We start from the raw sequence: 23,049 nt of genomic DNA on the forward strand, positions 1-23,049 counted from the left end.
GGTCAAGCGAAAGGGCGGCAGATGAACATCCTGATCCTGGGAAGCGGCGGGCGCGAACATGCGCTGGCATGGGCGATCCGGCAGAACCCCAAATGCGACAGGCTGATCGTCGCGCCCGGCAATGCGGGCATCGCGAATGTCGCGGAATGCGCCGCGCTGAATATCGAGAGCCGCGCCGAGGTGCTGGAATTCGCGCAGGAGAACGCGATCGACTTCGTCGTGATCGGCCCCGAGGCCCCGCTGGCCGCCGGCGTGTCCGACGCGCTGCGCGACGCGGGCTTCCTGACCTTTGGCCCCAGCCAGGCCGCAGCACAGCTCGAGGCGTCCAAGACCTTCACCAAGGAGGTCTGCGACGCCTGCAACGCCCCGACCGCCGCCTGGGCGCGTTTCGACAACGGCTCGCAGGCCCGCGACTACGTCACCGCGCAGGGCGCGCCCATCGTGATCAAGGCCGACGGGCTGGCCGCCGGCAAGGGCGTCACCGTGGCCGAGACGGTCGAGCAGGCCCACGCCGCCATCGACGCGATCTTCGACGGCGAATTCGGCGACACCTCGGTCGTGATCGAGGAATTCATGGAGGGCGAGGAAGCCAGCTTCTTCATCCTGTCCGACGGCACCGACTGCCTGCCCGTCGGAACCGCCCAGGACCACAAGCGCGTGGGCGAAGGCGATACCGGCCCGAACACCGGCGGCATGGGCGCCTACAGCCCCGCACCCGTCCTGACCGAGGCGCTGCAGGAGCAGGTGATGGAGCGGATCGTCCGCCCCACCGTGGCCGAGATGGCGCGGCGCGGCATGCCGTTCCAGGGCGTGCTCTATGCCGGGCTGATGATCAAGGACGGCACGGCGCGGCTGGTCGAATACAATGTCCGCTTCGGCGATCCGGAATGCCAGGTGCTGATTATGCGCCTTGGCGCGCAGATCCTGGACCTGCTGCTGGCCTGCGCGGAAGGCGCGCTGGCCGATACCCGCGTGACCTGGGCCGACGATCACGCCATGACCGTCGTGATGGCTGCCAAGGGCTATCCGGGGGTGTACGAGAAGGGCTCGGTCATCCAGGGGCTGGAGGCGCTGGACGAGGACAGCTTCCGCATGACCTTCCACGCGGGCACCGCCCAGAAGGACGGCGCGACCGTCGCCGTGGGCGGGCGTGTCCTGACCTGTACGGGGCGCGGCGAGACCCTGTCGCAGGCGCATCAGCGCGCCTATTCGCAGGTCGATGCGATCGACTGGCCCGAGGGCTTCTGCCGCCGCGATATCGGCTGGCGCGCCCTGTAAAACCGAAAACGGCGCCCCACGGGGCGCCGTTTCATTCTCAGGTGTTGTAGAGACCTTCGTAGATCGGCAGCAGGGTGTCCGTCTCGAACAGGCTGCTGACCGAGGTGCCGTTCCAGATGTTCAGGATCGCCTGCGTGAACATCGGCGCGGTCGGCACGATGCGGATATTGGGCGCGTTGCGGACAGCCTCGGTCGGCTGGATCGAATCCGTGATGACCAGCGACTTCATCACCGACTTGCTGACACGCTCGACCGCGGGGCCGGACAGGACGCCGTGGGTGATATAGGCGTGAACCTCGGTCGCGCCGTTGTCCATCAGCACCTGCGCGGCCTTGCACAGCGTTCCGGCGGTGTCGCAGATGTCGTCCACGATGATGCAGCTCTTGCCCTCGACATCGCCAATGACGGTCATTTCCGCGATCTCGCCCGCCTTCTCGCGGCGCTTGTCCACGATGGCCAGCGGTGCGCCGATCCGGGTCGCCAGTTCACGCGCACGCGCCACACCGCCCACATCGGGCGAGATGACCATCATGTCGTCCATGCGGCCCTTGAAGTGGTGCTGCACGTCCAGCGCGAAGACCGGTGCGGCATAGAGGTTGTCGACCGGGATGTCGAAGAAGCCCTGGATCTGGGCCGCGTGCAGGTCCATCGTCAGGATGCGGTCGACACCGGCCTCGGTCAGCAGGTTCGCGACCAGCTTGGCGCTGATGGGCGTGCGCGCCTTGGCGCGGCGGTCCTGGCGGGCATAGCCGAAATAGGGGATCACTGCGGTGATCCGCGCGGCCGACGAACGCTTGAGCGCGTCGACCATGATCAGCAGTTCCATCAGGTTGTCGTTCGCCGGGTTCGAGGTCGGCTGGATGATGTACATGTCCTCGCCGCGGACATTCTCGTAGACCTCGACGAAGATCTCGGCATCGTTGAACCGCTCGACGCGGGCATCGAGCAGGTTGACGCTCATCCCGCGGTGCATGGACATCCGCCGCGCGATGGCGCTGGCAAGCGGGCGGTTGGCGTTTCCGGAGATCAGCTTGGGTTCGGTCATGACGGGCATCATCGGGCCTCTGGCGAGTTCGGGCAGATTGCGGACCGCTTACCACCGCGATAGCCTGCGGCAAACCCCGAAAGGACCCCCATGGCCCATATCGACTACTATCTCGCGACGATCAGCCCCTGGTGTTACCTTGCCGGCACACGGCTGGAAGAGGTCGCGGCACGTCACGGCGCCACGATCACCTACAAGCCGCTGGACGTGATCCAGCTGTTCGACCGCACCGGCGGCGTCGGCCCCGCCAAGCGCCACCCGAACCGGCAGGAGTACCGCAACCAGGAAATCCCGCGTTGGGCCGAACATCTGGGCATGGAGATGAACCAGAAACCCGCCTTCTGGCCGGTAAACATGGCGCCGTCCTCCTATGCGGTCATCGCGGCGCAGAAGGCCGGCGGCGGCGATCTGGGCGGGCTGGTCCACGGCATCATGCGCGCCTGCTGGGCCGAGGAACGCGACATCAGCGACGACGCCGTGCTGCGCGACGTGCTGGGCGCGCATGGCTTCGATCCGAACCTGGTGGACAGCGGCCTTCTGGTCGGGGCGGAAACCTATGCCCGCAACCTCGAAGAGGCCGTGGCGGCGGGGGCCTTCGGCACGCCCTTCTACATCGTGCGCGAGACCGACCAGCGCTTCTGGGGACAGGACCGGATCGACTTCCTCGACCGGCATCTGGCCGCGCTATGAGCGGCATCCACCTGCGCCACTGGCCCGGCGACGAGGATCGCCCGGGCCTTGCGCTGCACTGCATGATGGCAAGCGGATCCTATTGGGGGCCGGTCGCGCAGGCGCTTGGCGGGCGGCTGGACCTGCGCGGCTTCGACATGCCGGGCCATGGCCGAAGCGACCCCTGGACCCCGGCCGAGGGCGATCCGGATTTCCACACCGCCGTCACGCGGATCGCGGCCAGCTTCATCCAGCGGCCGCTGGACATCGTGGGCCACAGCATCGGCGCGACCGTGGCGCTGCGCATCGCCGTCGCCGCCCCCGAGGCCGTGCGCAGCCTGACCCTGGTGGAACCCGTGCTGTTCGCCGCCGCGCCCAGCCCCGAACAGGACGCGCGGGACGCCGAGATGGCGGCCATGCTGGAACGCGGGGATATCGAAGGCGCGGCGCGCAGCTTCCTGTCGGTCTGGGGCGGTCCGCAGCCGGACGCCCTGCCCGCCCCGATACGCGACCAGATCGCGCTGGTCGCGGACACCGGGGACACGCTGCGCAACGATGCCGCGCGCATCCTGCGCGACGGCGGCCTGGAATCCATCGACGCGCCGGTGATGATCGTGACGGGCAACGACAGCCCCACGGTCGTCCACGACATCGCCGATGCGCTGGCCGCGCGGCTGCAGGATGTCGGTCGGGCCTCGGTACCGGGTGCGGGGCACATGCTGCCCATCACCCATCCCGATCAACTGGCAGGTCTGATCGACGTGAACCTCGATCGGGCCTGAGCGTCAGAGGATGAAGTCGTGTTCGTCCGGAAGCGCGCCGATGGCCGTCCAGCCCACGCGCATCCGGGCGATCCGCGTATCGCCCCAGGTGTGGAACACGATGTCGAAGCCGGCGGCCGTCACGTTCTCGGGACGCAGGTCGCCCCGCTGGTTGCGGTCGCTGTCCAGGTCCCACATCGTCACCGACAGCTGAACGACGGGCGGGCGCAGGAAGCGCTCGGGAAAGTCGATATGGGCGCGGACCTCGCGGTCGCCGGTCTCGGTCCAGAAAGGTCCGCTCGTGTCGAAATCCGTCACGAGCATTTCCTGCCCCTGCAGGATCCCCAATTCGCCAGTATTGACACGCAGCATCTTCATTCCCCCCGGAGGCGTCGATCATGCACGCTTAACCGATTGGGTGCCATAAGAAAAAGCCCCGGCGCGAACGCCGGGGCCTTGCAATCAACCGAAGGCTGACGATCAGTCGGGCACGGTCGCCGAATTCGGGTCCAGCCCGATATGCGACCCGAGCGCCTGCATGTCGCCCAGAAGCTTGACGGCGGCGGTCACGACCTCTTCGCCGACATGCTCGCGACGGTCCTGCGCCGAGCGGTGAACCCGGTGCGCGTCGCGCATCATCTCGTCGAAGACTTCCTGCGTGACTTCCTCGCGCGGGTGACCGCGCTCTGCCAGCAGGCTGACCGAATCCGCGTTGATCTCGGCAAAGCCGCCGGTCACGGCGAATTCCTGCTGGGCGCCGTCGGCACCCACCAGAACCACCATGCCGGGACGCAGGGTCACGATCGCGGGCGCATGGCCGGGCATGGCGGTCAGATCGCCGTCATTGCCCGGCAGGCGCACCTCGCGCACGGGAACGGAGACAAGCTTCCGTTCCGGCGACACGAGGTCGAACTGCATGGTATCGGCCATATCGCCCCCTTACGCGGCTTCGGCGGCGAGACGCTCGGCTTTCGCCTTGGCCTCTTCGATGTCGCCGACCATGTAGAAGGCCGATTCCGGCAGGTGATCGTATTCACCCGCGACGACCGCCTTGAAGGACGCGATGGTCTTTTCCAGCGGGACCTGAACGCCGTCCGAACCGGTGAAGACCTTCGCCACGTCGAAGGGCTGCGACAGGAAGCGCTGGATCTTGCGCGCGCGGGCCACGGTCAGCTTGTCCTCTTCGGACAGTTCGTCCATGCCCAGGATCGCGATGATGTCCTGCAGCGACTTGTACTTCTGCAGGATGCCCTGCACGTCGCGCGCCACCTTGTAATGCTCCTCGCCGACGATCGCCGGGTCCAGGATGCGGCTGTTCGAGTCGAGCGGGTCCACGGCCGGGTAGATGCCCAGTTCCGAGATCGCACGCGACAGAACGGTCGTCGCATCGAGGTGGGCGAAGGTCGTTGCCGGTGCCGGGTCGGTAAGGTCGTCGGCCGGAACGTAGACGGCCTGGATCGAGGTGATCGAGCCGTTCTTCGTCGAGGTGATGCGTTCCTGCATCGCGCCCATGTCGGTCGCCAGCGTCGGCTGATAGCCCACTGCCGAGGGGATGCGGCCCAGAAGTGCCGACACCTCGGAACCCGCCTGCGTGAAGCGGAAGATGTTGTCGACGAAGAACAGGACGTCCGTGCCGGTGCTGTCGCGGAACTGCTCGGCCAGGGTCAGGCCGGTCAGCGCGACGCGCATGCGGGCCCCCGGAGGCTCGTTCATCTGGCCATAGACCAGCGCAACCTGCGATTCCGCCAGGTTGTCCGGCTTGATGACGCCCGATTCCACCATCTCGTGGTACAGGTCGTTGCCTTCGCGGGTCCGTTCACCGACGCCCGCGAACACCGAGTAACCCGAGTGCACCTTCGCGATGTTGTTGATCAGTTCCATGATCAGAACGGTCTTGCCGACGCCTGCGCCGCCGAACAGGCCGATCTTGCCGCCCTTGGAGTAAGGGGCCAGCAGGTCGATGACCTTGATGCCGGTCACCAGGATCTCCGAGCTGGTCGCCTGCTGGGCGAAGTCCGGCGCGGGCTGGTGGATGGCGCGGGTCTCGGTGACGGTCAGGGCGTCGCCCTCGTCCACCGGGTCGCCCACGACGTTCAGGATGCGGCCGAGCGTCGCGTCGCCGACCGGCACCGTGATCGGGCCGCCGGTGTCGCCGACCGACTGGCCACGGACCAGACCTTCGGTCGCGTCCATGGCGATGGTGCGGACGGTGTTCTCGCCCAGATGCTGTGCGACTTCCAGAACAAGCTTCTTGCCGTTGTTGTCGGTTTCCAGCGCGTTCAGAATCGCGGGCAGGTGGTTGTCGAACTGCACGTCAACGACGGCGCCGATCACCTGCGTGATTTTACCAGTGGCCTCTGCCATGTGATCACCCTCTAGCGTTACGGTCAGAGCGCCTCGGCGCCCGAAATGATTTCGATGAGTTCCTTGGTGATCGCAGCCTGACGCGAGCGGTTATACTCGGTCGTCAGACGGTCGATCATGTCGCCGGCGCTGCGCGTGGCGTTGTCCATGGCCGTCATCCGCGCGCCCTGTTCGGACGCCGCATTTTCCAGAAGCGCGGCAAAGAGCTGCGTCGCGACCGAGCGCGGCAGCAGCTCGGCCAGCAGTTCCTCTTCGCCCGGCTCGTATTCATAGAGCGCGTTCGCGGCACCGGCTTCCTCGGGAACCTCGGCGGGGATGACCTGACGTGCCGTGGGCACCTGGGCGATCACCGACTCGAAGCGGTTGAAGAAGATCGTGGCGACATCGAACTGGTCGGCGTCGAAGCGGCTCAGCAGCTCGTCCGCGATCGCACGCGCATTGTCGTAACCGATGCGCTTGACCTCCGAGAGGTCGATGTGATGCACGAACAGGCTGCCATAGTCGCGCTTCAGCTGCTCGCGGCCCTTCTTGCCGACGGTCAGGATGGCGACATCCTTGCCCTCGGCGCGAAGACGGTCGGCATGCTGGCGTGCCAGCTTGACGATCGAGCTGTTGAAGCCGCCGGCCAGGCCGCGTTCCGCGGTCATGACCACCAGCAGGTGACGCTGATCGCTGCCCGTCCCGGCCAGCAGGCGCGGTGCCCCGGCCTGGCCCGCGGCATTCGCGGTCAGACCGGACATCACCGCAGCCATGCGGTCGGCATAGGGGCGCGCGGCCTCCGCCGCTTCCTGCGCACGGCGCAGTTTCGCGGCGGCGACCATCTGCATCGCCTTGGTGATCTTCCGCGTGTTCTTGACGCTTCCGATCCGGTTCTTGAGATCCTTGAGACTGGGCATCTATCCCCCCTCTCAGGCGCGGGTGCGGTTGTATTCGTCCAGCGCCGCCTTGATCGATTCCTCCAGTTCGCCCGCGACTTTGCGGTCGTTCCTGGTCATGTCATCCAGCAGATCGCTCTTCTGGCTGCGCAGGAAGTTGATCAGACCGTCTTCCCATTCGACGACGTCGTTGACGGGAAGGCTGTCGATGTAGCCCTTCGTGCCGGCATAGATGACGATCACGATCTCGGCGTTGGTCAGCGGACGGTACTGCGGCTGCTTCATCAGCTCGGTCAGGCGCGAACCGCGGTTCAGCAGGCGCTGCGTCGCGGCGTCGAGGTCCGAACCGAACTGCGCGAAGGCAGCCATCTCGCGGTACTGCGCCAGTTCCAGCTTCACGGGACCGGCGACCGATTTCATCGCCTTGGTCTGTGCTGCCGAACCCACGCGGCTGACCGACAGACCGGTGTTCACGGCCGGGCGGATGCCCTGGAAGAACAGTTCGGTCTCCAGGAAGATCTGGCCGTCGGTGATCGAGATCACGTTGGTCGGGATGAAGGCCGACACGTCGCCGCCCTGCGTCTCGATGATCGGCAGCGCCGTCAGCGAGCCTGCGCCGTATTCCTCGTTCAGCTTGGCCGAACGCTCCAGCAGGCGCGAGTGCAGGTAGAAGACGTCGCCCGGATAGGCTTCGCGGCCGGGCGGACGGCGCAGCAGCAGCGACATCTGGCGGTATGCGACGGCCTGCTTGGACAGGTCGTCATAGATGATCAGCGCGTCCATGCCGTTGTCGCGGAAATATTCGCCGATCGCGGTCGCCGAGTACGGCGCCAGGAACTGCATCGGAGCGGGGTCCGAGGCGGTCGCGGCGACGACGGTGGTGTATGCCATCGCACCGGTCTCTTCCAGCTTCTTGACCAGCTGGGCGACGGTCGAACGCTTCTGACCCACTGCGACATAGATGCAGTGAAGGGTCTTCATGCCGTCTTCTTCGCGACCGTTATAGGCGGCCTGGTTCAGGATCGTGTCCAGCGCGATCGCGGTCTTGCCGGTCTGGCGGTCGCCGATGATCAGCTCGCGCTGGCCGCGGCCGACGGGGATCATCGCGTCGACGGCCTTCAGGCCGGTCGCCATCGGCTCGTGGACCGATTTGCGCGGCATGATGCCCGGTGCCTTGACGTCGGCGACGCGGCGCTCGGTCGACTCGATCGGACCCTTGCCGTCGATCGGGTTGCCCAGACCGTCGACGACGCGGCCCAGCAGGCCCTTGCCGACGGGGACGTCCACGATCGAGCGCGTGCGCTTGACGGTGTCGCCTTCCTTGATGGCGCGGTCGTCGCCGAAGATCACGACACCGACGTTGTCGGTCTCGAGGTTCAGCACCATGCCCCGGACGCCGCCCGGGAATTCCACCATCTCGCCGGCCTGCACCTTATCCAGACCGTAGACACGAGCGATACCGTCGCCGACGGACAGAACCTGACCGACTTCGGCAACTTCGGCATCCTGGCCGAAGTTCTTGATCTGCTCCTTGAGGATCGCCGAAATCTCGGCAGCCTGGATTCCCATTATCCGACCTCTTTCATGACATTCTGCAGGGAGCTGAGCTTCGAGCGGACCGAGCTGTCGATCATCTGCGAGCCCAACTTGACAATCATGCCGCCGATGAGGGTCTCATCGACGCGCGTGTTCAGCTTGACGGTCTTGCCGGTCTTCTCGGACAGCGTCGCGACCAGGCGCTGCTGCTGCTCGTCGCTCAGGGCGACGGCGCTGACGACATCGGCAGTGACCTCGCCGCGCTCGGCGGCGATCAGGTCGCCCAGACGCGCGACCAGTTGCGGCAGCACGAACAGACGGCGGTTCTTCGCCATCAGCTGCAACGTGTTCGACAGCACCGGCGACAGCCCCATCTTCGCCGCAAGGGCCGCGATGGCGCGACCCTGTTCGTCGCGGCTGTAGATCGGGCTGGAAATCAGGTCGCGCAGCTCGGCGCTGTCCTGAAGCGCTGCATCCAGATCGGCGGTCTGCTGGGCCAGGGCATCGATGCCCCCTTCGTCCTTCGCGATATCGAAGACGGCCTGCGCATAGCGTCCGGCGATGCTGTGGGACATGGAAACAGAGTTGGCCACGGTCATCCTTTACGGTTTGCGCATACCCCGCTGGCGGGCCGGCCATCGTCCGGTCTGTCGCGGGGTGCGGGTCGCGGTCGCACGGCTTTTGGAGGGCCGTCCGGAAATCACGGCTGTCTCTAGCAGCTTGCCACGGGTCGGGCAACCTTGAAGCGGCATCGCTTTCACGGTTGTGTGACGATCGCGACACTTAACGACAACAGTGCGCAAACAGGCCCGACAGGCAGGAAAACGCGCGTTCAGGCCCCGATGGGGGTGTCAGCGTGACGCAGGGTAACGGCCCTCTTGCACATCGTGCAAAACGGGTATTTACAGCGGATGATTCTAGCGCCCGCGCGCAAGGGGCGATCCGACGGGGCGCGGACGCGCCACCCCGTCCAGGATCTCGAGCGGGCTGGGAACGTGGATCTTGACGCCCGGTCCCGCCGGTGCGCGGGTCTGCTTGGCCAGCTCGACCAGGACGACGCCCGCGATCAGCACCCGGCTGATGCGCGCGCCCGTCGCCTCCCAGAACTGGGCGCCACGCAGCCAGAAGCGCCGGTCGGATGGCGGGATATAGACCGCGGCCCCCTGCCATTCCGGCAAAAAGCCCGCGCGGCGCAGCTGCGTCTCGACCTGACCCGAGGTGTATGACCGCCCCACGCCGAAGGGCGTGCGGTCCGTCGCGGCCCACAGGCCCGCGCGGTTCGGCACCATCACCATCATCCGCCCCCCCGGCCCCAGGCAGCGCCAAGCCTCGGCCAGCAATTCGCGGGGATGCTCGCTCGTCTCCAGCCCATGCAGCATGACGAGGCGGTCGATGCTGCCGGTCTCGACGGGCCAGGCGGTCTCGTCGCACAGGACGGAATGGTTGGGCTGACCGGCGGGCCATCCCATCACCCCCTGCGGCCCCGGCATCAACGCCGTCACGCGCCGCGCGGTCGGCAGATAGGGCCGCAGCATCGGCGCGGCAAAGCCGAAGCCCGCGACATTCATCCCCGTGACGCTGCGGGGCGACCACCTGCCGGTCAATCTGTCGCGCAGAATGCGTTGAACGACACGGCCAAGCGCGCGTTGGTAGTAGAACCGCCGCAGCTGGTCGATATCGTGGTGCATTGCGCGCGCCTTTCGGTTTTGACAGGCTCAGGTCAGCATAGAAGAAGGGATTTGCCAATGCCGCTGGATCTGGTGACGATCCGTTGTCTCAAGGACAACTATGCCTATCTGCTCCATGGTCCAGCCGGAACGGCCCTGATCGACGCACCCGAGGCCGCCCCCATCCTGACCGAGCTCGACGCACGCGGCTGGGGGCTGGACCTGATCCTGCTGACGCATCACCATGACGACCACATCCAGGGCGTGCCCGCGCTGGTGCAGGCGACCGGGGCCAAGGTCGTGGGCGCGGGCGCGGACAGTCATCGCCTGCCCCCGCTGGACATCGCGGTCGAGGCCGACCGCGACTTCGATCTGCTGGGCGAGACTGTGCAGGTGATCGACGTACCCGGCCACACGATCGGCCATGTCGCCTTCCACCTGCCCGAAAGCGGCATGGCATTCACTGCCGACAGCCTGATGGCGATGGGCTGCGGGCGCCTGTTCGAGGGCACGCCCGACCAGATGTGGCAGGCGCTGTCGCGGCTGAACGCCCTGCCGGGGGACACGCTGATCTGTTCGGGGCACGATTACTGCGCGGGGAACGGTGCCTTCGCGCTGTCGGTCGATCCGGACAATCCCGCGCTGCACGACCGCCTGGAGGCGCTGCAGGAATCGCGCAGCCCCTGCGCCCCCGCGCCCCTGTCGCTGGAACGCGCGACCAATCCCTTCCTGCGCGTGGCCGAGCTGCGCGACAGCCTGCAGATGCCGGACGCGCCCGACGCGCAGGTCTTCGCGAAGCTGCGCCGCATGAAGGACGAGTTCTGAGCCCGCCCGACAATGCGGCACGTGCCGCGGGGGCCGCTTGTTTTCGGCCCCCTGCGACATCATATCTGCATCAATCACCGGAGATTTGGCAGATCTGTCTGAAAAAGCACTTGATGCCGGGCCAATTCCACCAAATCTTAAAGCTATCATGACAGTCTGGGCAGGTGGGTCCCAAACGCCCATACCGCCAGCCGACTGACAGGAGACGACCGTGCCAAGTTTCTCGACCTCCCTGGAACAGGCCATTCACCAGGCGCTTGCACTGGCGAACGAACATAAACACGAACTGGCAACGCTGGAGCATCTGCTGCTTGCGTTGACCGACGAACCCGAGGCGGTGAAGGTCATGCGGGCCTGCAACGTCGATCTGGACGAACTGCGCAAGACCCTTGTCGAATTCGTCGAGGACGACCTGTCCACGCTGATCACCGAGGTCGAAGGTTCCGAGGCGGTGCCGACCGCCGCCTTCCAGCGCGTCATCCAGCGCGCCGCGATCCACGTCCAAAGCTCGGGGCGGCAAGAGGTGACGGGCGCCAACGTGCTTGTCGCGATCTTTGCCGAACGCGAATCCAACGCCGCCTATTTCCTGCAGGAAATGGACATGACCCGCTATGACGCGGTCAACTTCATCGCCCATGGCGTGGCCAAGAACCCCTCGTTCAACGAACCCCGCAAGGTGGTCGGCAGCGAAGAGGAAGAGACACAGGAAGCCACGGTCGAGCAGAAGGACGAGACCGCGCTCGGTAAGTATTGCGTCGATCTGAACGCCAAGTCCAAGCAGGGCGATGTCGATCCGCTGATCGGCCGCAGCGACGAGGTCGAGCGCGCAATCCAGGTCCTGTGCCGCCGCCGCAAGAACAACCCGCTTCTGGTGGGCGATCCCGGCGTGGGCAAGACCGCCATCGCCGAAGGACTGGCCAAGAAGATCGTCGAGGGCGAGACCCCCGAGGTTCTGGCCGGCGCCACGATCTTCTCGCTCGACATGGGCGCGCTTCTGGCGGGCACCCGCTATCGCGGCGATTTCGAGGAGCGTCTGAAGGCGGTCGTCAAGGAACTGGAGCAGCACGAGGACGCGATCCTGTTCATCGACGAGATCCATACCGTGATCGGTGCGGGCGCGACCTCGGGCGGGGCGATGGATGCGTCGAACCTGCTGAAGCCCGCGCTGGCGGGCGGCAAGCTGCGCTGCATGGGCTCGACCACCTACAAGGAATACCGCCAGCACTTCGAGAAGGACCGCGCCCTGTCGCGCCGGTTCCAGAAGATCGACGTGAACGAACCCTCGGTCCCGGATGCGATCAAGATCCTGATGGGTCTGAAGCCGCATTTCGAGAAGCACCACGACCTGCGCTATACCAACGAGGCGATCAAGACGGCGGTCGAACTGGCCAGCCGCTACATCAACGACCGCAAGCTGCCCGACAGCGCGATCGATGTGATCGACGAGGCGGGTGCCGCCCAGCACCTGGTCGCGGAATCGAAGCGCCGCAAGACGATTTCCCCCAAGGAGATCGAGAACGTGGTGTCCAAGATCGCCCGCATCCCGCCGAAGAACGTCAGCAAGAACGACGCCGAGGTGCTTCGCGATCTGGACGATGCGCTCAAGCGCGTGGTCTTCGGTCAGGACACGGCCATCGGTGCCCTGTCCAGCGCGATCAAGCTGGCACGTGCCGGTCTGCGCGAACCCGAGAAGCCCATCGGCAACTACCTGTTTGCCGGTCCCACGGGCGTCGGCAAGACCGAGGTCGCCAAGCAGCTGGCCTCCAGCCTGGGCGTCGAGCTGATCCGCTTCGACATGTCGGAATACATGGAGAAGCACGCCGTCAGCCGCCTGATCGGCGCGCCTCCGGGCTATGTCGGCTTCGACCAGGGCGGCCTGCTGACCGACGGCGTCGACCAGCACCCCCATTGCGTGCTGCTGCTGGACGAGATCGAGAAGGCGCATCCCGACGTCTTCAACATCCTGCTGCAGATCATGGATGCGGGCCGGCTGACCGACCACAACGGTCGCACGGTCGATTTCCGCAACGTGATCCTGATCATGACCTCGAACGCGGGTGCCGCGGACCAGGCCAAGGCGGCCATCGGCTTCGGCCGCGACCGCCGCGAGGGCGAGGATACCGCCGCGATCGAGCGGACCTTCACGCCCGAGTTCCGCAACCGTCTGGACGCGATCATCAGCTTCGCGCCCCTGTCGCGCGACGTGGTGATCCACGTGGTCGAGAAGTTCGTCCTGCAGCTCGAAGCGCAGCTGATGGATCGCAACGTCCATATCGAGCTGACGCCCGAAGCCGCGAACTGGCTGGCCGAGAAGGGTTACGACGACCGCATGGGCGCCCGCCCGCTTGGCCGCGTGATTCAGGAAAGCATCAAGAAGCCCCTGGCCGAGGAACTGCTGTTCGGTCGGCTGACCAAGGGCGGCGTGGTGCGCGTCATGATCGAGGACGACAAGCCCGTCTTCGACATCACCGGCCCCGACGCCCCGCGCATCGGCAAGTCGAAGACGCCGCTTCTGACCGCCGACTGAGGCGATGCGACGGCGGGGGCCGACAGGCCCTCGCGCGAGCGCGGCCCCTTCGATGGGGGCCGCGCCCGCTTTCGCTTCAGGGGACCAGCCGCGCCGGGATCAGGCCACGCAGCGCATTGCCCATGAACAGGTCGCCTCCCTCCAGGTCGGCGGGATGCAGCACCTCTTCCTCGGCCCGCCCCGCATCCAGCAAGGATTGCCGCAGCACCCCCGGCAGCAGCCCCGACGACAGCGGAGGCGTCAGCATCCGGCCATTCTTCCGCAGGAACAGGCTCGTGATGCTCCCCTCGCAGATCTCGCCGCGCTCGTTTCGCAGGATCACCTCGTCGGCGCCTTGCGGCATCGCGGCACGCGCCGCGTCATAGACATCACGACGCGAGGACTTGATCTGCAGCCAAGGGTCGGAACTGTCCAGCCGCCCGCGCAGCGCGACGCGCCAGGCATCGGGGTTCGGCGGCTGGACCGCATGGGTCCGCTCGACCCTGCCCCGCGCATCTACCGCGATCCGCAGGCGCAGCACCTCTCCGCGCGGCAGGCCCCCAAAATCGATCGCCCCCTCGTCCAGCGCGAAGCCCACCGCCGCGCATCCCCGCCGCAGCCGCGCCAGGTGCAACGGCCACAGCGGAACGCTGCCATCCGGTTCCATCCGCATGGTCTCGAAGATGGTCAGCCCGTCAGGGACTGGCCCAAGAATGCCGATTTGCACAGCGCCTCCTCCCATTCGGGTCCGGTCTCGCTGTCATGCACGATGCCGCCGCCGACATTCAGCCGCAACCGGTCCGGCGCGGAATACCAGGGTGATCGGATCGCCACGCTGAACCGCATCGGTCCCGCCGGATCGACCCAGCCGATGGCCCCGCAGTAGATCTCTCGCGGTGCGCCCTCCAGCTCGGCGATGATCTCCATCGCGCGGATCTTGGGTGCCCCCGTGATCGAGCCGCAGGGAAACAGCGCGCGCAGGATCTCGCCCAGGCCCGCGCCATCGACCAGCCGGCCCGTGACCAGCGATACCATCTGATGCACCGTGGCATAGCTTTCGATGGCGAACAGCTCGGGTACCTTGACGCTGCCGGGATGACAGATGCGGCTGATGTCGTTGCGCAGCAGATCCACGATCATCAGGTTCTCGGCGCGGTTCTTCTCGGATGCGCGCAGGGCGTCGGCATTGGCGGCATCCTGCGCCGCGGTCGCCCCGCGCGCGGCGGTGCCCTTCATCGGGCGGGTGGCGATGCGGCGATCCGCATCGACCGCGAAGAACAGCTCGGGGCTGCGCGACAGGATGACCTGACTGCCCAGATCGACAAAGGCCCCCTCGCCCACCGGCTGACGGTCGGCCAGCGCGGAATAGACGTCCAGCGGATCGCCCGAAACCTCGGCCTCCATCGGAAAGGTTAGGTTGATCTGGTAGGTATCGCCCGCCTCGATATAGCGGTGGACCGCCGCGATGGCCGCATCGTATCGGGACCGGTCCCACAAGGGGCGCGGCGTTCCGATCCGCACCGGCCCGCCCCGCAGCGCGGGTGCGGGCCGCGGACCGTCGAAGACCCCCATCAGGATCAGCGGCATCTGCCGCGCCTTTGGCATCAGCCGGTGCAATCGCGGATCCAGCGCATGCCCAAGCTCGTAGGAAAGATACCCCGCCAGCCACCGCCCCTGCGCCTGCACATCCTCCATCGCGGCCAGCGCCCGCGCGACATCTGCCGGGCCGTCGGCGCGGATCACGGCCTTCGGTGCGTCGAACAGCGTACCGTCGCCCAGGGGCCCGGTGTCGAAGCGGATCATGCCTTGGCCTTCGCCTTCTTGTTGCCTTCCTTGATCTTGGCCGCCAGATCGCGCGCGACGGCAAAGGCACCCTTGATCCGGTCGCCGTCAGAGCCGAACTCGCGGCGCAGCACGATCTTGTTGTCGACGACCTTGGCCGTGCCGCGCTCCTCGGACAGGAATTCGACCAGACCTGCGGGGTTGGGGAACTTGTCCATGTGGAACTGGACGGTGATGCCCTTCGGCCCCGCATCCAGCTTGGAGATGTTGGCACGCTTGGCCATCGCCTTGATGCGGATGACCAGAAGCAGGGTGTTCACCTCTCGCGGCAGGGTGCCGAAGCGGTCGATCAGCTCGGCGGCAAAGCCCTCCAGCTCGACCTTGGTGGTCAGCTCGGACAGGCGACGATAGAGCCCCAGCCGCACGTCCAGATCGGGGATATAGCTTTCGGGAATGGTGACCGGCACGCCCAGGTTCAGCTGGGGCGCCCATTCGTCCTCGGGGGTGCCCTCGATCTCGCCGGATTTCAGCTTGGCGATCGTCTCCTCCAGCATGGCCTGGTACAGCTCGAAGCCCACCTCCTTGATGTGGCCGGACTGCTCCTCGCCCAGAAGGTTCCCCGCGCCGCGCAGGTCCAGGTCCTGGCTGGCCAGATTGAACCCCGCCCCCAGCCCGTCGATGGACCCCAGGAACTTCAGCCGCCGCATGGCCTGCGGCGTCAAGGGCTGGCGCGGCTTGGTCGTCAGATAGCAGTAGGCACGCGCCTTGGACCGACCCACGCGGCCCCGGATCTGGTACAGCTGCGACAGGCCGAACATGTCCGCCCGCCAGACGATCATCGTGTTCGCGGTCGGGATGTCCAGGCCGGATTCCACGATGGTCGTGGCCAGCAGCACGTCGTGGCTGCCGTCATAGAAGGCGTTCATGCGCTGATCCAGATCGCCCGCCGCCAGCTGCCCATGCGCGGTGATGAAGCTGATCTCGGGGACGTTCTCGGTCAGCCAGGCCTCGACCTCGGCCAGGTCGGTCAGGCGGGGCACGACGAAGAAGCTCTGGCCGCCGCGATACTTCTCGCGCAGCAGGGCCTCGCGGATGGTGACGCTGTCGAATTCGCTGACATAGGTGCGGATCGCAAGGCGGTCGACCGGCGGCGTGCCGATGACCGACAGGTCGCGCACGCCGGTCAGCGACAGCTGCAGCGTGCGCGGGATCGGCGTCGCGGTCAGGGTCAGGACGTGGATGTCGCTGCGCAGCTCCTTCAGGCGCTCCTTGTGGGCCACGCCGAAATGCTGTTCCTCGTCGATGATCAGCAGCCCGAGGTTCTTGAAGCGCACGCCCTTGGCCAGCACGGCATGGGTGCCCACCACGATATCGACCGAGCCGTCGGCCAGCCCGTCGCGTGTCTGGTTCGCATCCTTCGTGGTGACGAAGCGCGACAGCGGGCGCACGTTGATGGCCGTGTTGCGGAAGCGTTCGGCGAAGGTCTTGAAGTGCTGACGGGCCAGCAGAGTGGTCGGCGCGACCACGGCCACCTGCATCCCCTGGCTGGCCGCGATGAAGGCCGCGCGCATCGCGACCTCGGTCTTGCCGAAGCCCACATCGCCCACGACAAGGCGGTCCATCGGGCGACCGGCGGCCAGATCCTCGGTAACGTCCTCGATCGCGGCCATCTGGTCGTCGGTTTCCGAATAGGGGAAACGGGCCGCGAATTGCTGCCACTCGTGATCCTCGGGCTCCAACACGGGTGCGGGGCGCAGCAGGCGTTCGGCGGCAACGCGCATCAGCTTGTCCGCGATCAGCTTGATGCGTTCCTTCAGCCGCGCCTTGCGGGCCTGCCACGCACCGCCGCCCAGCTTGTCCAGCAACCCTTCCTCGTGGCCATAGCGGGTCAGCAGTTCGATATTCTCGACCGGCAGGAACAGGCGGTCGCCGCCCGCATATTCCAGCGCGACGCAGTCATGCGGCACGCCCGCGGCGGTGATCGTCTCCAGCCCGTTATAGCGCCCGATCCCGTGTTCGACATGGACGACCAGGTCGCCCGGCGTCAGGCTGGTGGTGTCCTGCAGGAAATTCTCGGCCCGGCGGCGCTTCTTGGCACCCCGGATCAGCCGGTCGCCCAGCACGTCCTGCTCCGAGATGACGGCGATCCTGCCAAGCGCCTGCCCGTCGGCGACGAAGCCTTCGTCCAGGGGCCAGACGGCAAGGCCGATCGAGCCGGCTTTCTCGGGCAAGGCGCGGATGTCGGCGATCTGCGTCGTTCCGCCCAAGCCTTCGTCTGCCAGCAGCCCCGACAGGCGTTCCCGCGCCCCGTCCGAGAAGCTGGCGATGACGATGCGATGATCGCGCGCAAGATGGCGGACGTGATCGGCCAGCGCGCCGAACAGGTTCAACTGTTCGGCCTGACGCTCGGGCGCGAAGTTGCGCCCCGGTCGCCCGCCCGCATCCAGCACCCCCGGCCCCGGCGGCTGGTTCAGCACCGACAGGCGCAGCAGGCGATGCGCCGACAGCCAGCGCTGCCATTCATCCTCGGGGGGGAACATCAGGTCGGGCGGCACGGGCTTGTAGACGGTGTCGCTGCGGCCCTTGGCGGTCATCGCCGCACGGCGGGCATCGAACTGTTCGCGGATCGTCTCGCGCCGCGCCTCGGCCACCTGCGCGATGTGATCGTCCAGCACCACGGACGCGCCGGGGGCATAGTCGAACACGCTCTCCATCCGGTCGTGGAACCAGGGCAGCCAGTGCTCGGCGCCCGATACCTTGCGGCCCGCGCTGACGCTTTCGTACAGCGGGTCGTTGGTACCGCCGCCGTATTCGCTGCGATAGTTCGTGCGGAAACGGGTGATCGAGGGTTCGTCCAGGATCACCTCGGACATGGGGGCCAGCTCGACCCGGTCCAGCTTCTCGGTGGTGCGCTGGCTGACGGGATCGAAGCGGCGCGCGCCGTCCAGGACGTCGCCGAACAGGTCCAGCCGCACCGGCCCCTGATCGCCCGGCGGGAAGATGTCGATGATGCCGCCGCGGATGGCATAGTCGCCCGGTTCGGTCACGGTGGGCGACTGGACGAAGCCCATGCGGACGAAGAACTCGCGCAGCGCGCCTTCGTCGATGCGGCTGCCGACGCGGGCGCTGAAGGCAGTCTGGGACACGACATCGCGGGCGGGGACGCGCTGCATGACGGCGGCCAGCGTCGTCAGCAGGATGAACGGGCCCTTGATCGCGCCCTGCGACAGCGCGGCCAGCAGCCCCATCCGTGCGGCCTGGATTTCCGGCGCGGGCGAGACGCGGTCATAGGGCGTCGTGTCCCAGGCCGGGAATTCCAGCACCGGCACCTGCGGCGCAAGAAACGCCAGCGCGGCGCGCATCGCGGCCATGCGCCGGTCGTCGCGGGCGACATGGATGACGGGCGCGCCGCCGTTTTCGGGGCGCGCGACCTCGCGCGCGATCAGGGCGGCGTCATAGCCCTCGGGCGCGCCGGAGAGGGTCAGGATCTGCGTCATAGGGGCTGACCTAAGCCGCCACGGTTCAAAGTCAAGCGCATCAGAACCCCATCGGGTGAAGGGCGATCCACAGCATCCCCCAGACCATCGTGACCAGCAGCGACACCAGCGACAGGGCGATGACCCCGATGCGGTGATGTGCCATCGAACGGGCGACCTGCCCCACCGTGTCGGCAAGGCCCGCGCGCCCTTCCTGCGCCGCGACCAGCATCGGCGCCAGCTTGCGCGCAAGGCGCACGCGCATCCAGAACAGCAGCCAGAAGGGCAGCGCCAGCAGGAAGGCCGCCTGCGCCAGCTCCAGCCCGAAATTGAAGCCCAGCACGAAGCCCGAGGACAGAAGGAAGCTGGTGACCCCCAGGAAGATCGCGCCTTCGCGCGGGCCCAGACGCCAGCGCGGCAGCGTCAGCGACAGCCAGTCCAGCAGGGTCAGCGCCTCGGGGGTGTCGGCCTGGCCTGCCGAATGGGCGGCGCGGGCGCGTGCGACGATCTCGACCGGGACGCCAAGGACCGTGCGGCCCGTCACGGACCACGCGCCGATCTGCAGGATCCAGAACCAGACGGTCGAGAAGGACCGGCTGTCCAGCAGGCCGATCAGGCTGTCGAAGGGCGGCAATTCGGGCTTCCTTGTCCTTGGGTGCGGCTGACCTTAGAACGGGTTGCGGACAAGGGAAAGCGGGCACCGGGAAGCCGGGCCGCGACGACCTGTCCCACAATGTCACCTGCCCGGAGGCCCCATGGCCAGCCCCATCATCGCGCCCTTCCCCGCCACCCGCCTGCGCCGCCTGCGCCGCAACGCGAACATCCGCGCCATGGTCTCGGAAACGCAGCTGACGCCCGCGAACCTGATCTGGCCCATCTTCGTGACCGAGGTCGCCGGCGCCGAGGGCGAGATCGCGTCCATGCCGGGCGTGGACCGCCTGACGCTGGACGGGGTGCGCCGCGCCGCCGAACGCGCCGCGCGGCTGGGCATCCCCGCGATCTGCATCTTTCCCCACAGCGACGAGGCCCTGCGCACCGATGGCTGCGAACGCGCATGGGACCCCGACAATATCGGCAACCTCGCCATCCGCGCCGTCAAGGAAGAGGTGCCAGACCTGGTCGTGATGACCGACATCGCGCTGGATCCCTATAACGCGAACGGCCATGACGGGCTGGTCGTCGGCAACGAGATCCTGAACGACGAGACCGTCGAGGCGCTGGTCCGCATGGCGCTGGTACAGGCCGAATGCGGGGCCGACATCCTGGGGCCGTCGGACATGATGGACGGGCGCATCGGCGCCCTGCGCGGCGCGCTGGAGGCCGCGGGCCACAAGCACGTTTCGATCCTGTCCTATGCCGCGAAATTCGCCAGCGCCTTCTATGGCCCGTTCCGCGACGCGGTGGGCGCATCCGGTCGGCTGGTCGGCGACAAGAAGACCTATCAGATCAACCCCGCCAATCGCGGCGAGGCCATCCGCTGCGTCGCCCGCGACCTGTCCGAGGGGGCGGACATGGTCATGGTCAAGCCGGGCATGCCCTATCTGGACATCTGCCGCGCCGTGAAGGACGAGTTCGGCGCACCCACCTTCGCCTACCAGGTCAGCGGCGAATACGCGATGCTGGAACAGGCGATCCGCAACGGCTGGCTGTCGCGCGACGCGATGGTCGAAAGCCTGCTGGCCTTCCGCCGCGCGGGATGCGACGGGGTTCTCAGCTACTTCGCGCCGACGGTCGCCGAAATGCTGGCCTAAGGCGGGCCGCTGGCCTAATCTTCGCGCGGAACCGGGACGCAGATCCCGACAGGGAACCGGAAGGGACGACAGATGACCACGAAACCGAGCATTTCGCGCCGCAGCCTTCTTGCGACCGGCGGGGCCGCGCTGCTGGCCGCAGGCTGCACCAACGCCGTGGGCACCGACGGCTCGGCCCGGCTGGACGCGCGGGTGGACCAGACGCAGGCCTACCTGCTGCAAAGCTATCCCGCCGCGGCACCGCTGGTGCAGAACGCCAAGGGTGTCCTGTACATGCCGCTGATGACCGAGGCCGCGCTCGGGGTCGGCGGGGCCTATGGCCAAGGCGCGCTGCGGATCAACGGGCAGACGGTCGACTACTATTCCGCGACGCGGGCGACGGTGGGCCTTCAGGCCGGGGCGCAGCAATATGCGCATGCGCTGATCTTCCAGACCGACCAGGCGCTGGCATCCTTCCGCGCGGCACCGGGCTGGGTCGCGGGTGCGGGCGCCTATTACGCGGTGCCGGCGGGCGGCATGGCGGTGGGCGCCGACAGCCTCAGCGCGCAATTCCCGGTGGTCGCGATGATCTTCGGCCAGTCCGGCCTGATGGCAGGCGCCGCGATCGAGGGGACGAAGTACAACCGCGTCATCCCCTCGACCCTGTCCAATATCGGCTTCGGCACCCGCGCCGTCCCCGGCCAGCCGGGCTGAGAACCCTCAGCGATTGTCCGTGGCCGTCAGGTGGCGCAGCCCATGCGTCACGTCGGCCCGGACGGCAAGGCGCAGCGCGGGCTCGTCGCCCGCACGCAGCGCCGCCAGGATCATGCGGTGATGGCGCGGCGGCTCGTTCCGCTTGACCCGCCCATAGAGCGCGCGCATCGTCGGGCCCAGCTGCAGCCACACCGTTTCCAGCATCGCCAGCATCGCCGGGGCCTGCGCGCGCAGGTACAGCATCCGGTGGAATTCCAGGTTGCAGCGGATATAGCCGACGGCATCGTGCCGCTCGACCGCATCCGCGATCCGCGCGTTCATCCCCGCAAGCCGGTCGATCAGCGCGAAATGCGCGCGCGGCAGGGCGCGGGCGGCCAGTTCCGGCTCGATCAGGGCGCGCAGGGCGGCCAGTTCCTCGATCCGTTCGTCCGACAGTTCGGGCGTCGCCACGCGGCCCGAGGACGACAGCGTCAGCGCACCTTCCGCGACAAGGCGGCGCACCGCCTCGCGGGCGGGGGTCATCGACAGGTGATAATCGCGCGCGATGCCGCGCAGGGTCAGCGCCTTGCCGGGCGGCAGTTCGCCCAGCATGATGCGGCTGCGAAGCGTGCGGTAAAGCCGCTCATGCGCGGCGGGATCGGTAGAGCGTGCGGCGTTCATCCGGCGTTTGTGATCACGAACCGGCGCGCAGTCAATCGCGGAAACGCCACAGCATCAGGTCACCCCCGTGCTGGCGCAGCCATGCGCGGTGCTTGGCGTAATCCGGCATCAGCGCGGCCACCGTCGCCCAGAACCGCGGTGAATGGTCCATGTGGCGCAGATGCGCGACCTCGTGCGCGGCGACATAGTCGAGAACCGCAGGCGGGGCCATGATCAGCCGCCAGGAATACATCAGCCGACCCTGCTGCGTGCAGCTGCCCCATCGCGATTTCGTGTCCCGCAGCGCGATCGAGGAATAATCGCGTCCGATCGCGGCCGAATGCCGGTCGGACGCCGCGCGCAGGCGGATCAACGACTGCTGCTTCAGGAACCCCTGCACCGCCGCGCCGGGCGCACGGCCCGGCGGCACCATCAGCAGGTCGCCCTCGATCCGGGGGGCGCGGCAGGCATCTGGGGTGACGGTCAGCGCCCTGCCCTCGACCGGGATGCGGGCGCCATGGGCCACAAGCTGCGGCACGGGCAGGCGCGCCGAGGCCCCTTCCAGCCAGCCGCTGCGCGATTCCGCGAAGGCCAGCCCCTCGGCCACCGGCACATGCGTCGGCAGGGTCAGCACCGGCACCGACCCGTCGCGCGGCACGCGCAGGATCATGCGCCGCGCCCGCCCCGAGCGTCGCAGCGCAACAACTCGGCCGTCCTTCAGCACGATCTGCCGATCTTCGCTTGCCATGCGTGTTCCGGGCTGCCAGATAAAGCCTTTGACACCCCCGGGCCGCTGTGGCAGGGGGTCGCCCGATTTCACTAATCGCGGCCGAAGGAGATTACCATGCCCAAAGAGGAATGGGGCACGAAACGCCTGTGCCCGCATTGCGCGACCCGCTTCTACGACCTGAACAACGATCCGCTGACCTGCCCGGCCTGCGGCAACCAGTTCTCGTTGGACAGCCTGACGGATGGTCGCGGCAAGTCGATCACGACCGAGAAGACCTCGAACCGCAGCCGGAACTCGGACGATCTGGTCGATGACGAGGATGACGTGAACAACGACAGCAACGATCTGGACGACGATCTGCTGGACGATGACGACGACAACGACGACGTCTCGCTGGACGACATCGCGGATGTCGCCGACGACGACGAAGACTGATCTTCCAGACAGGAGCA

The 23,049-nt window shown here is 67.2% G+C and carries 22 protein-coding genes; 8 read left to right on the top strand and 14 right to left on the bottom strand.

What is annotated here, in order from left to right:
* Positions 1 to 21: 21 nt before the first annotated feature.
* Positions 22 to 1,278: a phosphoribosylamine--glycine ligase gene (purD, locus tag F804_RS0109605; RefSeq protein ID WP_022707538.1), complete on the top strand. Its 1,257-nt coding sequence runs from the start codon at positions 22 to 24 to the stop codon at positions 1,276 to 1,278.
* 37 nt (positions 1,279 to 1,315) lie between these two features.
* Here the strand turns inward: purD and F804_RS0109610 are convergent, their stop codons facing one another.
* The gene (locus F804_RS0109610; protein WP_028725829.1) at positions 1,316 to 2,332 is read right to left on the bottom strand and encodes a ribose-phosphate pyrophosphokinase; all 1,017 of its coding nucleotides are present in this window, start codon (positions 2,330 to 2,332) and stop codon (positions 1,316 to 1,318) included.
* Positions 2,333 to 2,413: 81 nt separating this feature from the next.
* Here F804_RS0109610 and F804_RS0109615 point away from each other — a divergent pair, with 81 nt between their 5' ends.
* Together F804_RS0109615 and F804_RS0109620 are read left to right on the top strand one after the other, a co-directional pair.
* Positions 2,414 to 3,013, top strand: a complete 600-nt coding sequence (locus tag F804_RS0109615) for a 2-hydroxychromene-2-carboxylate isomerase (protein WP_022707540.1) — start codon at positions 2,414 to 2,416, stop codon at positions 3,011 to 3,013.
* The gene (locus tag F804_RS0109620) at positions 3,010 to 3,774 is read left to right on the top strand and encodes an alpha/beta fold hydrolase (protein ID WP_022707541.1); all 765 of its coding nucleotides are present in this window, start codon (positions 3,010 to 3,012) and stop codon (positions 3,772 to 3,774) included. The genes F804_RS0109615 and F804_RS0109620 overlap by 4 nt, the downstream gene beginning before the upstream one ends.
* Before the next feature lie 3 nt (positions 3,775 to 3,777).
* On the opposite strand, the gene F804_RS0109625 is transcribed toward F804_RS0109620, so the two are convergent.
* From F804_RS0109625 to F804_RS0109655, 7 genes are all read right to left on the bottom strand, one after another.
* Positions 3,778 to 4,131, bottom strand: a complete 354-nt coding sequence (locus tag F804_RS0109625; protein ID WP_022707542.1) for an H-type lectin domain-containing protein — start codon at positions 4,129 to 4,131, stop codon at positions 3,778 to 3,780.
* A gap of 102 nt (positions 4,132 to 4,233) precedes the next feature.
* Complete coding sequence (locus F804_RS0109630; protein WP_022707543.1) at positions 4,234 to 4,683, bottom strand: F0F1 ATP synthase subunit epsilon; 450 nt, start codon at positions 4,681 to 4,683, stop codon at positions 4,234 to 4,236.
* A 9-nt stretch (positions 4,684 to 4,692) separates the two neighbouring features.
* Positions 4,693 to 6,117 carry a F0F1 ATP synthase subunit beta gene (gene atpD / locus F804_RS0109635; protein WP_022707544.1) on the bottom strand — a complete coding sequence of 475 codons (1,425 nt, stop codon included), beginning with the start codon at positions 6,115 to 6,117 and terminating at the stop codon, positions 4,693 to 4,695.
* 23 nt (positions 6,118 to 6,140) lie between these two features.
* Positions 6,141 to 7,013 (bottom strand): F0F1 ATP synthase subunit gamma, encoded by an 873-nt coding sequence (locus F804_RS0109640; RefSeq protein WP_022707545.1) that lies wholly within the window; start codon positions 7,011 to 7,013, stop codon positions 6,141 to 6,143.
* Positions 7,014 to 7,025: 12 nt separating this feature from the next.
* Entirely contained in the window at positions 7,026 to 8,561 is a 1,536-nt protein-coding gene (gene atpA, locus F804_RS0109645) for a F0F1 ATP synthase subunit alpha (RefSeq protein WP_022707546.1), read from the bottom strand.
* Positions 8,561 to 9,121, bottom strand: coding sequence for a F0F1 ATP synthase subunit delta (locus F804_RS0109650; RefSeq protein ID WP_028725831.1), 561 nt, complete (start codon positions 9,119 to 9,121; stop codon positions 8,561 to 8,563). The genes atpA and F804_RS0109650 overlap by 1 nt, the downstream gene beginning before the upstream one ends.
* Positions 9,122 to 9,445: 324 nt before the next feature.
* Positions 9,446 to 10,216 carry a methyltransferase domain-containing protein gene (locus F804_RS0109655; protein ID WP_022707548.1) on the bottom strand — a complete coding sequence of 257 codons (771 nt, stop codon included), beginning with the start codon at positions 10,214 to 10,216 and terminating at the stop codon, positions 9,446 to 9,448.
* A gap of 57 nt (positions 10,217 to 10,273) precedes the next feature.
* Here F804_RS0109655 and gloB point away from each other — a divergent pair, with 57 nt between their 5' ends.
* Both gloB and clpA read left to right on the top strand, forming a co-directional pair.
* Positions 10,274 to 11,020: a hydroxyacylglutathione hydrolase gene (gloB, locus tag F804_RS0109660; protein WP_022707549.1), complete on the top strand. Its 747-nt coding sequence runs from the start codon at positions 10,274 to 10,276 to the stop codon at positions 11,018 to 11,020.
* A gap of 211 nt (positions 11,021 to 11,231) precedes the next feature.
* Positions 11,232 to 13,547, top strand: a complete 2,316-nt coding sequence (gene clpA, locus F804_RS0109665; RefSeq protein WP_022707550.1) for an ATP-dependent Clp protease ATP-binding subunit ClpA — start codon at positions 11,232 to 11,234, stop codon at positions 13,545 to 13,547.
* 76 nt (positions 13,548 to 13,623) lie between these two features.
* Here clpA and F804_RS0109670 read toward each other — a convergent pair whose 3' ends face one another.
* The 4 genes from F804_RS0109670 to F804_RS0109685 are packed head-to-tail and all read right to left on the bottom strand — an operon-like array spanning position 13,624 to position 19,418.
* Positions 13,624 to 14,199: an aminotransferase class IV gene (locus F804_RS0109670; protein WP_245540342.1), complete on the bottom strand. Its 576-nt coding sequence runs from the start codon at positions 14,197 to 14,199 to the stop codon at positions 13,624 to 13,626.
* 14 nt (positions 14,200 to 14,213) lie between these two features.
* Positions 14,214 to 15,329: an aminodeoxychorismate synthase component I gene (locus F804_RS0109675; RefSeq protein ID WP_022707552.1), complete on the bottom strand. Its 1,116-nt coding sequence runs from the start codon at positions 15,327 to 15,329 to the stop codon at positions 14,214 to 14,216.
* On the bottom strand, positions 15,326 to 18,805 hold the full coding sequence (gene mfd, locus F804_RS0109680; protein ID WP_022707553.1) for a transcription-repair coupling factor: 3,480 nt from the start codon (positions 18,803 to 18,805) through the stop codon (positions 15,326 to 15,328). The genes F804_RS0109675 and mfd overlap by 4 nt, the downstream gene beginning before the upstream one ends.
* Before the next feature lie 40 nt (positions 18,806 to 18,845).
* Positions 18,846 to 19,418: a hypothetical protein gene (locus F804_RS0109685; RefSeq protein WP_028725834.1), complete on the bottom strand. Its 573-nt coding sequence runs from the start codon at positions 19,416 to 19,418 to the stop codon at positions 18,846 to 18,848.
* Between the two features lie 121 nt (positions 19,419 to 19,539).
* On the opposite strand from F804_RS0109685, the gene hemB reads away from it, so the two are divergent.
* Both hemB and F804_RS16155 read left to right on the top strand, forming a co-directional pair.
* Positions 19,540 to 20,535, top strand: coding sequence for a porphobilinogen synthase (gene hemB / locus F804_RS0109690; protein WP_028725835.1), 996 nt, complete (start codon positions 19,540 to 19,542; stop codon positions 20,533 to 20,535).
* A gap of 72 nt (positions 20,536 to 20,607) precedes the next feature.
* Complete coding sequence (locus tag F804_RS16155; RefSeq protein WP_022707555.1) at positions 20,608 to 21,228, top strand: lipid-binding SYLF domain-containing protein; 621 nt, start codon at positions 20,608 to 20,610, stop codon at positions 21,226 to 21,228.
* A 6-nt stretch (positions 21,229 to 21,234) separates the two neighbouring features.
* On the opposite strand, the gene F804_RS0109700 is transcribed toward F804_RS16155, so the two are convergent.
* Together F804_RS0109700 and F804_RS0109705 are read right to left on the bottom strand one after the other, a co-directional pair.
* Entirely contained in the window at positions 21,235 to 21,888 is a 654-nt protein-coding gene (locus tag F804_RS0109700) for a GntR family transcriptional regulator (RefSeq protein WP_022707556.1), read from the bottom strand.
* Positions 21,889 to 21,919: 31 nt separating this feature from the next.
* On the bottom strand, positions 21,920 to 22,615 hold the full coding sequence (locus F804_RS0109705; RefSeq protein WP_022707557.1) for a M48 family metallopeptidase: 696 nt from the start codon (positions 22,613 to 22,615) through the stop codon (positions 21,920 to 21,922).
* Between the two features lie 96 nt (positions 22,616 to 22,711).
* On the opposite strand from F804_RS0109705, the gene F804_RS0109710 reads away from it, so the two are divergent.
* Entirely contained in the window at positions 22,712 to 23,032 is a 321-nt protein-coding gene (locus tag F804_RS0109710; protein ID WP_022707558.1) for an FYDLN acid domain-containing protein, read from the top strand.
* Positions 23,033 to 23,049 lie beyond the last annotated feature (17 nt).

The organism is Paracoccus zeaxanthinifaciens ATCC 21588 (genome assembly GCF_000420145.1).
Classification (GTDB): Bacteria; Pseudomonadota; Alphaproteobacteria; order Rhodobacterales; family Rhodobacteraceae; genus Paracoccus; species Paracoccus zeaxanthinifaciens.

What these genes read in the sequence shown, in the direction of transcription:
- mfd (WP_022707553.1), bottom strand. Translation starts at nt 18,805, where the DNA reads ATGACGCAGATCCTGACCCTCTCCGGCGCGCCCGAGGGCTATGACGCC.
- F804_RS16155 (WP_022707555.1), top strand. Translation starts at nt 20,608, where the DNA reads ATGACCACGAAACCGAGCATTTCGCGCCGCAGCCTTCTTGCGACCGGC.
- F804_RS0109655 (WP_022707548.1), bottom strand. Translation starts at nt 10,216, where the DNA reads ATGCACCACGATATCGACCAGCTGCGGCGGTTCTACTACCAACGCGCG.
- purD (WP_022707538.1), top strand. Translation starts at nt 22, where the DNA reads ATGAACATCCTGATCCTGGGAAGCGGCGGGCGCGAACATGCGCTGGCA.
- F804_RS0109700 (WP_022707556.1), bottom strand. Translation starts at nt 21,888, where the DNA reads ATGAACGCCGCACGCTCTACCGATCCCGCCGCGCATGAGCGGCTTTAC.
- F804_RS0109620 (WP_022707541.1), top strand. Translation starts at nt 3,010, where the DNA reads ATGAGCGGCATCCACCTGCGCCACTGGCCCGGCGACGAGGATCGCCCG.
- F804_RS0109670 (WP_245540342.1), bottom strand. Translation starts at nt 14,199, where the DNA reads ATGCGGATGGAACCGGATGGCAGCGTTCCGCTGTGGCCGTTGCACCTG.
- F804_RS0109705 (WP_022707557.1), bottom strand. Translation starts at nt 22,615, where the DNA reads ATGGCAAGCGAAGATCGGCAGATCGTGCTGAAGGACGGCCGAGTTGTT.
- F804_RS0109710 (WP_022707558.1), top strand. Translation starts at nt 22,712, where the DNA reads ATGCCCAAAGAGGAATGGGGCACGAAACGCCTGTGCCCGCATTGCGCG.
- F804_RS0109615 (WP_022707540.1), top strand. Translation starts at nt 2,414, where the DNA reads ATGGCCCATATCGACTACTATCTCGCGACGATCAGCCCCTGGTGTTAC.
- F804_RS0109610 (WP_028725829.1), bottom strand. Translation starts at nt 2,332, where the DNA reads ATGCCCGTCATGACCGAACCCAAGCTGATCTCCGGAAACGCCAACCGC.
- atpA (WP_022707546.1), bottom strand. Translation starts at nt 8,561, where the DNA reads ATGGGAATCCAGGCTGCCGAGATTTCGGCGATCCTCAAGGAGCAGATC.
- gloB (WP_022707549.1), top strand. Translation starts at nt 10,274, where the DNA reads ATGCCGCTGGATCTGGTGACGATCCGTTGTCTCAAGGACAACTATGCC.
- F804_RS0109675 (WP_022707552.1), bottom strand. Translation starts at nt 15,329, where the DNA reads ATGATCCGCTTCGACACCGGGCCCCTGGGCGACGGTACGCTGTTCGAC.
- hemB (WP_028725835.1), top strand. Translation starts at nt 19,540, where the DNA reads ATGGCCAGCCCCATCATCGCGCCCTTCCCCGCCACCCGCCTGCGCCGC.
- F804_RS0109630 (WP_022707543.1), bottom strand. Translation starts at nt 4,683, where the DNA reads ATGGCCGATACCATGCAGTTCGACCTCGTGTCGCCGGAACGGAAGCTT.
- F804_RS0109640 (WP_022707545.1), bottom strand. Translation starts at nt 7,013, where the DNA reads ATGCCCAGTCTCAAGGATCTCAAGAACCGGATCGGAAGCGTCAAGAAC.
- F804_RS0109625 (WP_022707542.1), bottom strand. Translation starts at nt 4,131, where the DNA reads ATGAAGATGCTGCGTGTCAATACTGGCGAATTGGGGATCCTGCAGGGG.
- atpD (WP_022707544.1), bottom strand. Translation starts at nt 6,117, where the DNA reads ATGGCAGAGGCCACTGGTAAAATCACGCAGGTGATCGGCGCCGTCGTT.